Below are 15,742 nucleotides of genomic sequence, written 5' to 3' on the forward strand. Positions count from 1 at the left end.
AATCCAAACCTGATACTATTTTATCAAGTTGATGTGGTGATGGGGTTAAATTGGTTGATTATTGTATCAATTATTAATATTCAATCAAGAATTATATGAATCAAAAATTACCAAACTTCTCAGCATAAGCAGAAGGGGTGATGTTATAGTACTTGCGGAAACATTTTGAAAAGTATTTTGGATCCTTAAATCCTACCTTATAGCAAACATTAGAAACGCTTATTTCTCCTCCTTCCAATAGATTACAAGCTCTTTTCATCCGGACCGATGTTATAAATTCTTTCGGAGTCTGGTTTGTCCAGGCCTTTACCTTGTTAAATAAAGCTGTTCGGCTCATCCCAAGCTGTTGACTAAACTGAGGAATGTCAAATGCCGGTTCATCAATGTTTGAATATATTATCTCTAATGCTCTTTTAAACAGTTTCCTCTCTTCAGCATCCTGGGTATTGATTTCAAGTTCAGAAAACTCACCAGAGGATTTAACCCTGATTTTAGCTGCTGAATTAATCAGGTTATTAATGCTTAAAACCAGCTCAGAAGGAACAAATGGCTTGGTAATATATGCATCTGCACCTGATTGTAACCCTTCAATTTTTTGTACTGAGGATGATGCTGAAGTAAGCATAATAACTGGGATGTGGTTCGTTCGGGAATCTTCTTTTAGCTTTTGGCAAAGTGAAGTTCCTTCCATAACCGGCATAATTACATCAGTAAGGATAATGTCAGGTTTTACTGTAATTGCCTTCTCCAGACCTTGCTGTCCGTGTATGGCTGTGTCAACTTCGAAATGTTCAGACAATATTTCATTAACATAGTTCCTGAAATCATCATTGTCTTCAACAATTAGTATTTTTGATGATTTTGCATTCGTTAATTTATCAAGCTTTGACAGTAATGGCGAATCTGTTTTTATTGGAATTTCTTTTGGCTTTTTATTTTTATCTCCGGTTTCTTTGAGACATTTAATTTCTGTGTTAATCTGGTTAAGGTTGAAATGTGATTTTCCTTTTTTTAGACTTACAATGAAATCGCTTCCCTGGTTTTCACCACTTTTGACCATTATTTTGCCTCCGTGGCCTTGCACAATTCTTTGAGCAATATGAAGACCTATACCACTTCCCTGATTAAAATGCTTTTGATATTTTCTGTTACTAGCTACTTCATAGTATCTATCAAATATTTTTGAAATAAATTCAGGGTCTATTCCCTTTCCATTATCCCTGATTGATATATTAACTTGATCGTCTGTTTCAGATACCTCAATCTCGATTTTCCCGCCTGATTCGGTAAATTTAAATGCATTTGATATCAGGTTATAAAAAACTTTTTCTAATTGGAAAGGGTCATAATAAATTGAAATTGAATCTTTTGATGCAATGAGGCTAAACTTAAAACCTTTCATTTTTGCATAATCATCAAAAGATGAATAGACATCCTGTAACAGATTTACAATGTTTCCTTCAGATACCTTGATGTCAATCTTTCCTTCTTCAAATTTTCTGAAATCCATTATTTGATTGACAAGGTTTAATAGCTGGTTAGCATTTCTCTCAATTACTTTTAGCTTGTCAAAAGTTGATTTGCTCCCATTAAAGTCGCTGATAAGTTGTTCTGTTGGAGCTAAAATCAAAGTTAGCGGGGTTCTGAAATCGTGACTGATGTTAGTGAAAAATTCAAGTTTTGATCGGTTTAATTCTTTCTGTTTTTCCTTATCAATTCTTTCCATTCTAAGTTGATGCTTCAGAATCCATTTTGATTGTAAAAACCTGTATAACTGAAATAGGGAAAAAATCAATATCATTAAATATGATATATATGCCCACCATGTTTGCCATGGAGCAGGATTAACTTTTATGGTCAGAGTTTCAGGGTCAGAATTGAAATTTGATTTGGCATTTTTTACTTCAAAAGTATATGTTCCCGGTTTTTGCAGGGTATAGGCAACCTCGTTATTATCTGTTGTGCGCCATTCGTCATTCAAGCCTTTTAATCTGTATTTGTATATGTTAGTTGATAAACTTGTATAATCAGGTGACGAGAAACGAATGATAAATGATGTGTTGTCATAATTTAAACTTACATATTTTGTGTAGGCAATATTGACAGCAGTATCCTTACCATTAATTATAAATTGGTTTAGAATAATTTTTTTGTTGTGTTGGGCTTTTATTAGAAAATCCGGATTAAAAAGTGTTGCTCCTTCAACACCTCCAATAATTATTTTACCGTTATTTCTTCTTATAATCGAGTTGTTGATAAATTCATTATTAAGAAATCCTTCACCGAAATTGTAGATAGTTGAAGTCTTTCTTTTAGAATTATAATTTAACAGACCAATATTGGCGGCTATCCATAAATTGTTTTTTGCATCTTCTATAATGCTAAATGCAGTCACGAAATTTGCCTGATCAATATTTAAATCATACCTATTGAATGTCTCGCCATCAAATTTAAGGACTCCAAGTTCCTTGGTTCCCGCATAAATTGTTTTATCTCTACTTTGATAAAGGCAGTTGATATTAGCACCATATTCGGTTTCAGAATTAAAAAGATACTGATTTAACCGGGGTGTTTTATTCTTCATTTCCGAATAAGGCAGCTTGTTTAGTCCTTTGTCAGTTCCTATCCAAAGATTGTTTTCATTGTCTGACATTAAACATCTAATCCTGCTATTTGTCAAATCAGTTTGACTTGTTGATTGTATCTCTTTAATATTTCCGGTTTCACTGTTGAACGAAATAAGACCATCGCCAAAAGTTGCAAAATGAATAAATTCATCTGTCTTTTTTATATCATAAACAGCTTTATTAAGGAGAGCCACCCATAATTCTTCTGAAATATCTTTGAGGATAAACTTTTCTGTTTTTAAGTTAAAACAAAAGCTCCCACTTTTTAAAGTACCTATCCAAAGTAGATGGTCATCAACAAATAGTGCTTTGATATTATCATTATTGACTTTATTACTGAGTATGCTTGAAAGCTCTTCCAGAAATTTTCCATTTTTATCAAAAACACTAATGCCGTTTCCTTCGGTTCCATAGTAAATGTTTTGATTGTCATCTTCCACTATAGAACTGACTACACCCAAAGACTCTACATTATTACCTACAGATTTATATACCGTGTTAAAATTGAAATTATTTTTATTCCAGATATTAGCTCCTCCGTAATAGGTCCCAAGCCAGACACTGCCATTACTATCAACAAATATTTCTTTAATACTGTTTCTAGTTAAACTGTTTGGGTTTCCTTTTTGACTTACAATGTTTATAACATCTTGATTTGAATGGTTTACAATGTAAGCTCCTTCGAAACTGCCTACCCAAAGATTTCCATCTTTATCAAAAACTAGTTTTCGGATGTCTCTTGATGGAATCTCACGAGGTTTGTATGGGTGAAAATTATGCTCCTTATAATTATAAGAATAAAGCCCGACATCATTTGTAGCGATTAATAGCGTATTACTGTCAAGCTGGTTTAATGTATTAATAGTATATCTGGTTGTTAGATGCCTTTTAAACTGAATGTCATTATTACTGGTTCTTATAGCCTGAATTAAACCTTTGGTTGTACCTAACCAGATATTCTGTTTTGAGTCTTCTAATATGTCGGATACTGTGATGTCGGTTAATCCATCCAGGTTTTTGTATATTGTGAAGTTATCATCGGAATCAAAAACGATTATGCCCTTTGAAGTACCTAACCATATTTCTCCGGTTTTTAGTTGTTTTATCACTCTTACACTTCGATGAGCATGTTCTTCTTCTGCAGAAGTAGTGAAAAAATTTTTGAATTTTTCGGTTTTCGGATCAAATCTGCAAAAACCATTATAGGTTCCAATCCAGATAAATCCATTGTTGTCTTCCTCAAGAGAAATTATATCACTGTTTATTAACCAGTTTTTTTTAGATGGATCTGCCCTGTAAATTTTCATCTCCTCTCCATCATATACATTTAACCCATTACGTGTGCCTATCCACATTCTGCCAAGTTTGTCTTCTTCTATGGCAATGACAGAACTTTCAGATAAACCGTCTTTGACTGAAAGGTGAAGAAAATTGTTGTACTCACTATTAATCTGCCCGCTAACCCAAATGGGTAGCAGCATGAGAATACAATAAAAAAATTTCATACGCTGGTATTGGTTGGTTGAAAGAAAAAATGGTACTACTAAAATATTTTTATTCTGCATGAATAACAAATATTACTCTTGAAGATATTTTATTTGTTTTTGTAAGGCTTTGTTAGTGAGTGTTTTGTATTTTTTTACCCCCTAAAATGTATTTTTAGTATTATCCTGTTTACTAAGATTGCGATGTTAATTTTTCAACCAGATAGTTTGATGTTAGAATATGAAAATATCAAACAATACTTGTAATAGCATAACCAGCAAATTTTTCTTTTTAACCAAAACAATTAGCTAATGGAAAGCAAGAATTTATTACTTAAATTCAGAAGGAAGCGATGTTTTCTTTCATTGATTATCTTATTTATTATACACTTCGGGGTATATGCTCAGTCGCCCGTGGAAAAGCATGGCCGACTTCAGGTACAGGGAAACAAAATAGTTGATAAAAATGGACAGGTTACCAGCCTTGCCGGCAATAGTTTATTTTGGAGTACTGCCGGAGATTTATCAGATTTTTACAATGCACAAACTGTAAATCATCTGTCTACAAACTGGAACAGTTCAATAATTAGAGTTGCCATGGGTGTTAAAGAACCATGGGATGGAGGCAATGGATATGTTGATAATCCTGAAGCTCAAAAAGCTAAAATCAGAAAGGTTATTGACGCTGCAATTGCTAATGGAATTTATGTCATTATTGACTGGCATTCTCATGAAGCAGAAAAATACCAGAATGAAGCGGTTAAGTTCTTTACCGATATGGCCAAAGAATATGGTTCTTATGACAATGTACTTTATGAAATATATAATGAACCGATTCATCAGTCATGGTCACAGATCAGGTCTTACGCTAATGCAGTTATTGCTGGTATCAGATCTGCTGATCCTGATAATCTGATTATTGTTGGTTCTTCAACATGGTCTCAGGATGTTGACGTTGCATCAAGAAATCCGGTAAATGATAATAATACTGCTTATACTCTACATTTTTATGCTGGTACTCATGGACAAGGTTTGAGGGATAAGGCTATGACTGCTTTGAATAATGGCGTTGCTATTTTTGCTACCGAATGGGGATCGGTTAATGCTAATGGTGATGGTGCATCAAATGTTGCTGAGACTAACAAATGGATGGAATTTTTTAAAGAACATGGAATTAGTCATGTCAATTGGGCTGTTTCTGATAAAAATGAAGGTGCTTCAATAGTTCAGCCTGGGGCGGGAATTTCTGGTTTGACTAATAACCGGTTAACGCAAACAGGATCTTTTATAAAGGAAATTATTAAAAATTGGTCGGATGATACTGGAACTCCTCCTGTTGAAGGACCAAAAGAATGTAATACTGTTGAATGTATAATTGAATCAATTCGTAATGCAAAGGCAGGAGATGAAATAATCATTGCTCCGGGATCCTATACAGCAAACGATAAGATTTCTATAAATGGCAGGGCAACAAGGTTTGGATCAGATAAAAATGGTACGGTAGAAAAACCAATAATTGTAAGGGCAAAAGACCCTGCGAATCCTCCTGTTCTTAAAGGAGTTACTGGAAAATATGATGGTTATTTATTGTACCTCACCGGAGACTTCTGGAAAGTTCAAAACATCATCTTTGAAGAAGGTTCGAAAGGTATAGTTCTCGATAATTCAAATTATTCGGTCATTGAAAATGTGACTGTCCGGAAGGTTGGGGAAGAAGGCATACATTTAAGGGATGGTTCAAGTAATAATCTGGTAAAGAACTGTAAAGTATATTCTACCGGTTTGGTAAAACCAGGGTTCGGAGAGGGTCTATATGTCGGTTCTGATAAAGGGCAACACGATAAATATAACCGGGACTGTAACAACAATACCATCGATGGATGTATTGTCGGACCAAATGTCGCAGCTGAAGGTATTGATATAAAAGAAGGTACCAAAAATACTATTGTAAAGAATTGTACATTTAGTGGAAAGGGAATTACCGGCGAGAATAGTGCCGATGCTTTTATTGATATCAAAGGTGCTTATGCATTTATTTATAACAATACGTTTAATCTTGAGGGGTCAACAGTAATTGCTGCAGGAATTGACTTTCTGGATAGGGGTACAAATTACAATACCGGTTATAGGTTGGCGATTTTTGATAATACGTTCAATCTGGGTTCAAGGGCAAATCAAATTCCTACTGTTCGTAAAAAGCAGGGTGATCCAAAAGAGATTCATTTATGGAACAATAATAGAGTTCCTGATTCACCTGATTTTCCTCTAAGTGATGGAACGGAAAATTATGTTACCAAATCTTGTCCTGAATGGAATATTCTGCCTTGTTCGGGAGATAATAATCCTAATCAAAAACCTGTAGTATCATTTACCTCTCCTTCTTCAAATCAATTGAATGTGGAAAAAGGATATGATCTGTCAGTGTCGGCAAATGCTTCAGATCCGGATGGTTCCATTGTAAATGTTAAGTTATACATTAATAATCAGTTAGTAAGGCAAGAAAATACTGCTCCTTATGACTGGGGGCAGGATGGCACCCCAACTTCTGATGAATTAAATGGTTTACAGCCCGGGGCTTATACTTTTAAAGTTGTTGCTACTGATGACGACGGCGCAACAGCAGAGGATATTTTTACCTTGAATGTATCTGAATCTACAACAGACTTTAGTGTTGCCTTTATCTATCCAAGCGATGACATCACTTTGGAAGAGGGTTATAATTATATGGTTGAAGCAGCTGTCAAATCCTCCGGATCGGCAATTAGCAAGATGGAGTTATTTATTAATAATCAATTTATAAGAGCTGAAACAGTTGCTCCATTTACCTGGGGACATGCTGGTTCCCCAAATCCTGATGAAGTTAATGGTCTATCTGTTGGTACGCACATTTTTAAAGTGATAGCGACCAATCTTGATGGAGAGACTGCTGAAGATACTTTCGTCTTAACGGTAACTTCAAAGGATGATGGTAATGGAGCAAACTGTTCTTTTGGAACTCCGCTAGCATCAGCTTTGCCTGCTTTTCCTCAATCAACATATACTTATGTCCATGTTATTGGAAATGGTGGGCCTTCGCTATCAAATTTTAGAGAATTTACTATTAACTGGGATCCTGCAAATAACGGACTCTATCAATTTGCTTTCAATACGAATAATGGGTCTCCAAACTGGTATGTTGACCTGAGGTCATCAATGCAATACAGTTTTAATAGTCCAAAACCAGAAGTTACTATTTCAGGTTCAGGGTTTAACGGATTAGATGGTTCTTACTGGGTAGCTAAGGATGGTGATAACTTTGTGATGGTGGAGAAAAGTAAAGGATTTACAATTTACTTTAGCAATAGTTCTACAAAACCTTCTTGCGATAATAGTGATAATGGAGATGGTGGTGACGACGGAAATGGTAATGAGGATTCTAGTTGTACTTTTGGCGCACCCTTGTCAACTTCATTGCCTGCATTTGCTCAGACTTCATATTCACATGTTCATGTTCTAGGTAGTGGCGGACCAGATGTAAGTAACTTCAGAGAGTTTACTATAAACTGGGACCCTGCAAACAATGGTTTATATCAATTTGCTTTTAATACTGAAAATGGTGTTCCGGGATGGTATGTAGATATCCGATCATTCATGCAATATAATTTTAACAGGGCTAATCCTGATTTAACTATATCCGGTTCCGGATTTACAGGTCTTGACGGATCGTACTGGGTTGCCAAAGATGGAAATAACTTCGTGATGGTGGAGAAAACGAAAGGATTTACACTATACTTTAGTAATTCTTCTTTAGCACCGGCATGTAGTAATCAAAAGACTGCAATATCAATCCAAAATACAGGTAAAGCAAGGGTTTACCCTAATCCGGCATCGAGTTCGACTACAGAGATCACTCTGGAAGATTTACCTGAAAAGGTTACTGAAATTGAAATCTCCAGCATGGAAGGGCAAAGAGTTTATAGTCAGAAAGTTAATGGTAAAACCCATAAAGTAAACGTAGCTTCCTTACCTACAGGTATGTATGTGATTTTTATTAAAGGACCTGATTATAAGGAGTCTCAGCTTTTTTATAAAAACTAAGAATCCCACTTCATATTCATTAACCGGTTATTTTAAACTGACAAGAGAAAATAACTTTTCTTAAGGGAAAACTAATGTCTTTTGACCGGATAAGCTTTGAAGGTAATGGAGATGCTAAAGCTGTATTGATTACCTGTTTAGCAAAGAAAAATGATGATGATAGCTAAATAATCTGGGTACGGGTTGAATAGTAATAGTGTAGAGTTACCATCAATCCGCTAAGTAAAAATCCCAAAAAAACAGATATTAAGATCATGTTTAAAATATGCTTTCAACAATCCAAAACATATAAACATAATAAAAAATGAAGTTTTTAAACCTTTTGGCAACACTACTATTAGTGGCAGTATGTGTTCCAAAAATATTCGGACAGCAATATAATTATGGTGAAGCGCTTCAAAAGTCAATTTTATTTTATGAAGCTCAGCAATCGGGAGAACTACCTGACTGGAATCGCATTAACTGGAGAGATGATTCAGCTTTGGAAGATGGTGCTGATTTTGGCGTTGACCTGACAGGGGGGTGGTATGACGCTGGTGATCATGTGAAATTTAATTTTCCTATGGCATATTCAGTTACTGTTCTTTCCTGGGGGGGGATTGAATTTAAAGATGCCTATGAAAAAAGTGGTCAAATGATTCACTTAAAAAACAACCTCAGGTTTGCCTGTGATTATCTGATGAAATGTCATACTGCACCCAATGAGTTATATGGACAAGTTGGAGATGGTAATGCAGACCATGCATGGTGGGGATCTGCGGAGGTTATGCCTATGGCAAGACCATCTTTTAAAATTGATGCTAATAATCCAGGTTCTGATTTAGCAGGAGAAACAGCTGCAGCACTTGCAGCTGCGAGTATTTTATTTCAAGATAGTGATCCGGCTTACAGCAGTAAGTTATTATCGCATGCCGAACAATTATATAATTTCGCTGATACTTATAGAGGAAAATACTCTGATGTGATCACCAATGCTGCAGGCTTTTATAATTCCTGGAGTGGATATAATGATGAATTGGTATGGGGAGCAGCCTGGCTTTACAGAGCTACAAATAATGCCGATTATTTGGTGAAAGCGGAATCTTACTATGAAAATATTGGTAATGAAGGCCAGACTGAATTTAAAGCTTATAAATGGGGATTGGCCTGGGATGATAAATCTTATGGATGTTATGTGCTTTTAGCTCAACTAACGGGTAACGAAAAGTATAAGGCTGATGCCGAAAGACATCTGGATTTTTGGACTTCAGGCTTTAATGGTGATAGAGTAACCTACAGTCCAGGAGGTCAGGCACACCTTACCGAATGGGGGTCATTAAGACACTCAAGCAATACGGCATTTTTAGCTTTGGTATATAGTGATAAAGTTTCCACCTCTTCAACTAATAAAAATAAGTATCATGATTTTGCAGTAAGTCAAATAAATTATGCTTTGGGTGATAACCCTATTAATAGAAGTTTTATGGTTGGATTTGGTAACAATCCAGCCTATAATCCCCATCATAGAACTGCCCATGGTGCCTGGGCAAATAGTCTCAGAGATGATCCATTAGAGCCAAGTCACGTTTTGTATGGTGCACTAGTTGGAGGTCCGGGACAACCAAATGACCAATTTGTAGATGATAGAGGTGATTTTAGAGCAAATGAAGTTGCTTGTGATTATAACGCTGCCTTCACAGGTGCATTAGCAAGATTATATGATGAATTTGGAGGTCAACCGATACCTGGATTTGTTGTAAATGAAGAACCTACACGAGATGAATTAAGGACTACTTCAAAGTTTAATAGTGATAATAATTCTGGAAGTACTGTAAGTATAAGATTTCAAAACAGAACTGCATGGCCTTCCCGGGTTACTGATAAAATTTCCTTAAGATATTTTTTCAATATTTCAGAGGCTGTAGCTCAAGGGTACTCAATCGATGATTATGATATCAAACTTGGTCACTCTCAAGGACCTGCCACTTTAGACATTAAAGTATGGGATATTGATCAGAATATTTATTATGCCGACATTTCCCTGGAAGGAGACAAAATAGCTCCACAAGGAGATCCTCAATTTAGAAGAGAAGTACAAATAAATATCCGGGTTAATAATGGTGTTCCTTATGATAATTCAAATGACTGGTCAGCCGTTGGGTTAGCAAATGGAAATTCGCATGTTGTAAGTCCAAACATACCTGTTTATGATGATAATGTGTTAGTGTTTGGAAAAACTCCTGATGCCGGTAATACGCCTGTTGCCCAGTTTACAGCATCGAAACTTTCAGGAGTAGCACCTCTTGAAGTATCCTTTGATGGTTCTTCTTCTACTGATCCTAATGGAGATGTATTGACTTATTCCTGGGATTTTGGTAATGGTGAAACTTCTTCTGAAGTAAAGCCAGCAATTACGTTTACTGAGCCGGGTCAATATGTGGTTTCTTTGGTTGTTAGTGATGGTACTAATGTATCCTCTGCAGCAACTAAAACTATTGAGGTAACACCGATTATTGATGAAAATAACCCTCCATTGGTGAATTTCACTTCTCCATCTGATACAAGCATTACTCTGGTAGAAGGATATGATTCTTTTGTGGTTGCAGTATTTGCTTCTGACAGTGACGGGGCTATAGATAATGTTAAACTATTCATAAATGATAATCTGGTTAGCCAAAAATCTTCTGCTCCTTATACCTGGGATAACGATGAATTACTTTCTCTCTCTAAAGGACTGTATACATTTAAAGTTGTAGCTACAGATAATGATGGTGCAATGGCAGAAGATGTATTTATTTTAACTGTTACTGAAGCAGACCCGGATTTTAGTATTGCATTTATATACCCGGGGTCAGATATAAGCCTTGAAGAAGGATATGATTATATGGTTGAAGCTGCTGTGAAAAGCTCAGGCTCGGCAGTGATAAAAATGGAGTTGTTTATTGATGGTCAGTTTGTAAGGGAAGAAAATGTGGCTCCATATACATGGGGGCATAATGGATCGCCTGATCCTGAGGAAGTAAATGGTTTGGCGGTAGGAATGCACATATTTAAGGTTGTAGCTACAAATGAGGATGGCGAAACTGCTGAAGATACTTTTATTTTAACTGTAACTTCGAAAGGTGATGGTGGAGGAAGCTGTACTTTTGGTACTCCACTAGCTTTTGCACTTCCAACAATTCACAAATCATATTCTCATGTATATGTTTTAGGAGCAGGCGGACCAGACCTAAATAATTTCAGGGACTTTACAATTAACTGGGATCTGGCGAATAACGGACTTTACCAGTTTTCATTTAATACTAATAATGGTTCTCCAGACTGGTATGTTGATTTAAGATCATCGATACAATATGATTTTAATAGTGCTAATCCGGAAGTGACGATTTCTGGTTCAGGTTTTAACGGTCTGGATGGATCTTACTGGGTAGCTAAGGATGGTGATAACTTTGTGATGGTAGAAAAGACCAAAGGTTATACAATTTACTTTAGCAATAGTTCAACTAAACCAGATTGTGATAATAATGACAATGGAAATGATGATGATGACGATGACGAAAGCGAAGATACAAGTTGTACTTTTGGAGCTCCGATGTCAACTTCATTGCCTGCTTTTGCACAGACTTCTTATTCAAATATTCACGTTTTGGGTAGTAATGCTCCTAATGTAGATAACTTCAGAGAGTTTACCATTAATTGGGATCCTGCAAACAATGGTTTATATCAATTTGCATTCAATACTAACAATGGAGTTCCGGGATGGTATGTGGATGTCAGATCATCAATGCAATATAGCTTTAGTAATGTAAAACCTGACTTAACAATTACTGGTTCAGGATTGGGGTGGCTTGATGGCTCATACTGGGTGGCCAAAGATGGAAATAACTTCGTGATGGTGGAGAAGGACAAAGGGTTTACCTTGTATTTTAGTAATTCTTCACTGCCGCCTGCATGTAGTGATCAAACAACAGCTCTGACAATGCAGAATTCCGGAAATATCAGAGTTTATCCAAACCCGGCATCGAGTTCAACAAGTGAGATTACTTTATCTAATTTAACAGGAAAGGTAACTGAAATTGAAATTTCTAGCATGGAAGGGCAAAGAGTTTATAGTCAAAAAGTAAATGGAAAAACTCATAAAGTTAATGTTGCGTCTTTACCTACTGGTATGTACATAATTTTTATTAAAGGACCTGACCACAAGGAGTCTCAACTTTTTTATAAAGACTAAAGGTCTTACTTCATATTCAATAACCGGGTATTGATTACCCGGTTATTTTTAAATACTCAATCTATGGAATGTAAAATAATAAAGAAGATGATTTTTCTTCTGCTGTCACTCTATTGCCTTTTAACTGTGGAATAGCAACTAAATATTCAACATTAAAAACCTTACCACAGCAAATCAAACTCAAGAAATGAGATTTATAAAAGAATAAACCTAAACTATAATCAAACACTAATTTATGATGAACACTCAAACTATTAAGAGAGGATTAGTCACCATGCTTTTTCTCATTTTTCTAACTTCGTTTTTGCCTCTGTCATTAAATGGGCAAGTCAGATTTGAGTCTGAAACCAGGATTACAGACCTGGGACTACATTTCGATGGCAATAAGGTTGGTAGAAACGCCTCGAATAGCAGTTCTGGCTACGATTATTTTTTCGGTCCCAGGATTTCTGCTCATGGCGACTGTATCAAGAAACACAAGGAATTCATTTTTATGACCTGGTATAAAGGAGGAAAGTATAATCGTCATGTGATGCTTTCCAGATTGAATACCAAAACTGGAGTTATTAAAACAATAGAGTTTCCACACACCCATACAGGTTTGAATGGGTCTTGGTGGATTGGCGAATCACATAATACAATAGCTGTTGGAATTAGCCCGAAAGATGGTACAATCCACATGCTTTATGATATGCATTCCTATGCCAATTCTGGCATGTTTAAAGATGATTATTTTAGATATGCACACTCAAAAAAAAATGCAGCTACCGTTCCTGATTCCGAGTTTAATCTGGGATTGTTTATAAAGGATAATCAAGGTGACTATACTCATGTTAGTCTAAACGGAACTGCTGATCCGGCTCAATTTCAAGACCTGACTTACCCTCGATTTTTTCTCAATGATGGAGGTGATCTTTTAATGCACATGCGAGTAGGGGGTAATAATAACGGGGCATACGTTTTTTCTAAATATAATGCGAGCACTTCAAAATGGGACAAACTTACTCAATTTAATAAGCTGAATTCCAAAAGCAGCGGGGAAGATTATAACTGGGGTCTTTATGGTAGCATGAAATATGTAAATGGAAAATTAAGGGTAGGGTTCCAGAAAAGGAGTGCCAATAATAATGATAAATACGAATATCAAAACGGCTTTTATTATGGATACTCTGATGATCAAAGTGGTAGAAGCCAATGGAAAGATCACACAGGTAAGGCAATCAATATCCCGTTTTCAAATGCTGAGCTTTTAAAAATTTCTGAGCCGGGAAATCTGGTTTCCGCTACAGGGAAAAATGAAGTTTATATTGTTGGAGGTTTTGACTGGACTGTCACCGATAGGGGTGATGTACATTTTATTGGTAAGGTAAAAGATAGAAAGAATAATATAACCAGGAATGTACATACCTATAAACCGGCTGGTTCATCAAAATTTATCACTTCAACAGATTTTATGGGTGGTGAGGAAATATACACCTACGGAAATGATATTTATTTAATTGGATTGAATAGAAATCGAATTTTTATAGAAAAGTCAGAAGGTGGTAAAAATAACTTCAAGAGAATATATACTCAGACAAGCGGAAGAAGCTTCAGTCATGGTGTGCCATATATTACTGATGGTAAGCTTTACTATTACCTTATGGAAAACAGTTCCGGAGATAAAAGACCACTGTTTCTTCAGGTAATAGACCTGGGTCTTACTGATGAAAAAACAAATATTGCTCCTACAGTTGTGCTTACAAACCCAAGTGAAAGTAGCTATACGGAGGGAAGTAATTTATCTGTCGAGTTAAAAGCGAATGATCAGGATGGAAGCATTACAAAACTTGAAGTCTTTGTTAATGGAAACCTTGTTGATACTGACGGAGCTAATTATACTCCTCATTTAATGGAAAATATAAAAGAAGGGAGCTATACAATCAAGGTTGTGGTAACTGATAATGAAGGAGCAAAAGGCGAGGCGCAGAAAAGTTTTACCGTTAAAGTTCCGGAACCGGCTAACAACCCTCCAACATTGTCTTTTGTAACCCCGTCATTAAATACTGTTTTGTCAGAAGGCTATACTGCCTTTGATGTGGAAGTTGAAGCTATTGATGCAGATGGTTCAGTGTCAAATGTAAAACTATATGTTGATGGTGAATTTATTCGCCAAGAAAGTGTTGCACCATTCACATGGGGGATTGGTAATAATGAAAGTGAACTTTTAGGATTGAGTGTTGGAGAACATGTATTAAAGGCAGAGGCTACTGACGATGATGGTGCTGTCTCAATTAAATATTTAAAATTCAATGTTCAGAGTAAGCAACAGTCACCGGTTGTATCATTTGTAAATCCGATGTCTGATTTAACAGTTTACGAAGGTTATAATTTAATGATAACTGCTGAAGCTACAGATTCGGATGGATCAATCAATCAATTAAATCTATATATTGATAATACCTTTGTAAGACAGGAGAATATTGCTCCTTATGAATGGGGGCATGAGGGATCACCAAATCCACAGGAACTAAATGGTTTGACTGGAGGTTCTCATACTATCAAAGTTGTAGCAACAGATAATGATGGAAACAAATCTCAGGATACATTTACCCTGACTGTTCTCGCTAAAAGTGATGATGGAAGTAATTTATGTAAATTTGGAACTCCATCAGCTTCAGGCATTCCTGCATTAAACAATGTTTCTTTCTCTTACCTTCATAAACTAGGACAGGGTGGTCCTTCAATGGATAATTTCAGGGAGTTTTCTATTAACTGGGATCCTACATATAATGGTCTTTATCAGTTTGCGATAAATACTGACAATGGCGTTCCTGGTTGGTATATCAATTTTAGTGAAACGATGAGTTATCAGTTGAAAGGATCAAATCCTGAAGTAACGCTTAAAAATACCGGTATAGCAGGTTTAGATGGATCGTATTGGGTAATAATGGATGGAGATAATTTTGTTATGGTATCTAAAGGGAGAGATTTTACACTATACTTTAGTAATTCATCTTTAAGTCCTGATTGTGGAGGTAGTAATTTACGAACTACACAAATAACAATAAATGAACCTAAAGTTTATCCTAACCCCACAAGTGGAATTATCAATATTGATAACTTGCCTGATTTCAACTTTATAAAAATTTATGATTACCAGGGTGTAGAGGTATTGTATCTTGAATCAGAGCAAAACCAGACATCATCGACAATAGATGTATCAGTACTTCCTGAGGGAACTTATTTCATAAAAGTCTATACAATAAAAGATGAAGTGATTCAACTCAACTTTATTAAGAATTAATTTTTAAACAAGCACAAAATGAAAAGAGGCTGATCTACAATTCAGCCTCTTTTACCTT

4 protein-coding genes are annotated in these 15,742 nt (G+C 35.8%); 3 read left to right on the forward strand and 1 reads right to left on the reverse strand.

The genetic code is table 11. The features are described from left to right. Positions 1-100: 100 nt before the first annotated feature. Positions 101-4,132, reverse strand: a complete 4,032-nt coding sequence (locus HH304_RS18370) for a hybrid sensor histidine kinase/response regulator transcription factor (protein WP_271711690.1) — start codon at positions 4,130-4,132, stop codon at positions 101-103. A 291-nt stretch (positions 4,133-4,423) separates the two neighbouring features. On the opposite strand from HH304_RS18370, the gene HH304_RS18375 reads away from it, so the two are divergent. The 3 genes from HH304_RS18375 to HH304_RS18385 all read left to right on the forward strand — a co-directional run bounded on the left by HH304_RS18375 (position 4,424) and on the right by HH304_RS18385 (position 15,684). Beyond that, positions 4,424-8,188 (forward strand): cellulase family glycosylhydrolase, encoded by a 3,765-nt coding sequence (locus HH304_RS18375; RefSeq protein ID WP_169684745.1) that lies wholly within the window; start codon positions 4,424-4,426, stop codon positions 8,186-8,188. A 304-nt stretch (positions 8,189-8,492) separates the two neighbouring features. Beyond that, positions 8,493-12,398, forward strand: a complete 3,906-nt coding sequence (locus HH304_RS18380; RefSeq protein WP_169684746.1) for a glycoside hydrolase family 9 protein — start codon at positions 8,493-8,495, stop codon at positions 12,396-12,398. Positions 12,399-12,633: 235 nt separating this feature from the next. Then, the gene (locus HH304_RS18385; protein WP_169684747.1) at positions 12,634-15,684 is read left to right on the forward strand and encodes a T9SS type A sorting domain-containing protein; all 3,051 of its coding nucleotides are present in this window, start codon (positions 12,634-12,636) and stop codon (positions 15,682-15,684) included. The last annotated feature ends 58 nt before the right edge of the window (positions 15,685-15,742 follow it).

Source organism: Marinigracilibium pacificum, from assembly GCF_012926615.1.
In the GTDB taxonomy this organism is placed as follows: Bacteria; Bacteroidota; Bacteroidia; order Cytophagales; family Cyclobacteriaceae; genus Mangrovivirga; species Mangrovivirga pacifica.

Bases quoted from the DNA above. Each gene is read 5' to 3' on its own strand.
- HH304_RS18375 (WP_169684745.1), top strand. From the start codon at position 4,424: ATGGAAAGCAAGAATTTATTACTTAAATTCAGAAGGAAGCGATGTTTT.
- HH304_RS18370 (WP_271711690.1), bottom strand. From the start codon at position 4,132: ATGAAATTTTTTTATTGTATTCTCATGCTGCTACCCATTTGGGTTAGC.
- HH304_RS18385 (WP_169684747.1), top strand. From the start codon at position 12,634: ATGATGAACACTCAAACTATTAAGAGAGGATTAGTCACCATGCTTTTT.
- HH304_RS18380 (WP_169684746.1), top strand. From the start codon at position 8,493: ATGAAGTTTTTAAACCTTTTGGCAACACTACTATTAGTGGCAGTATGT.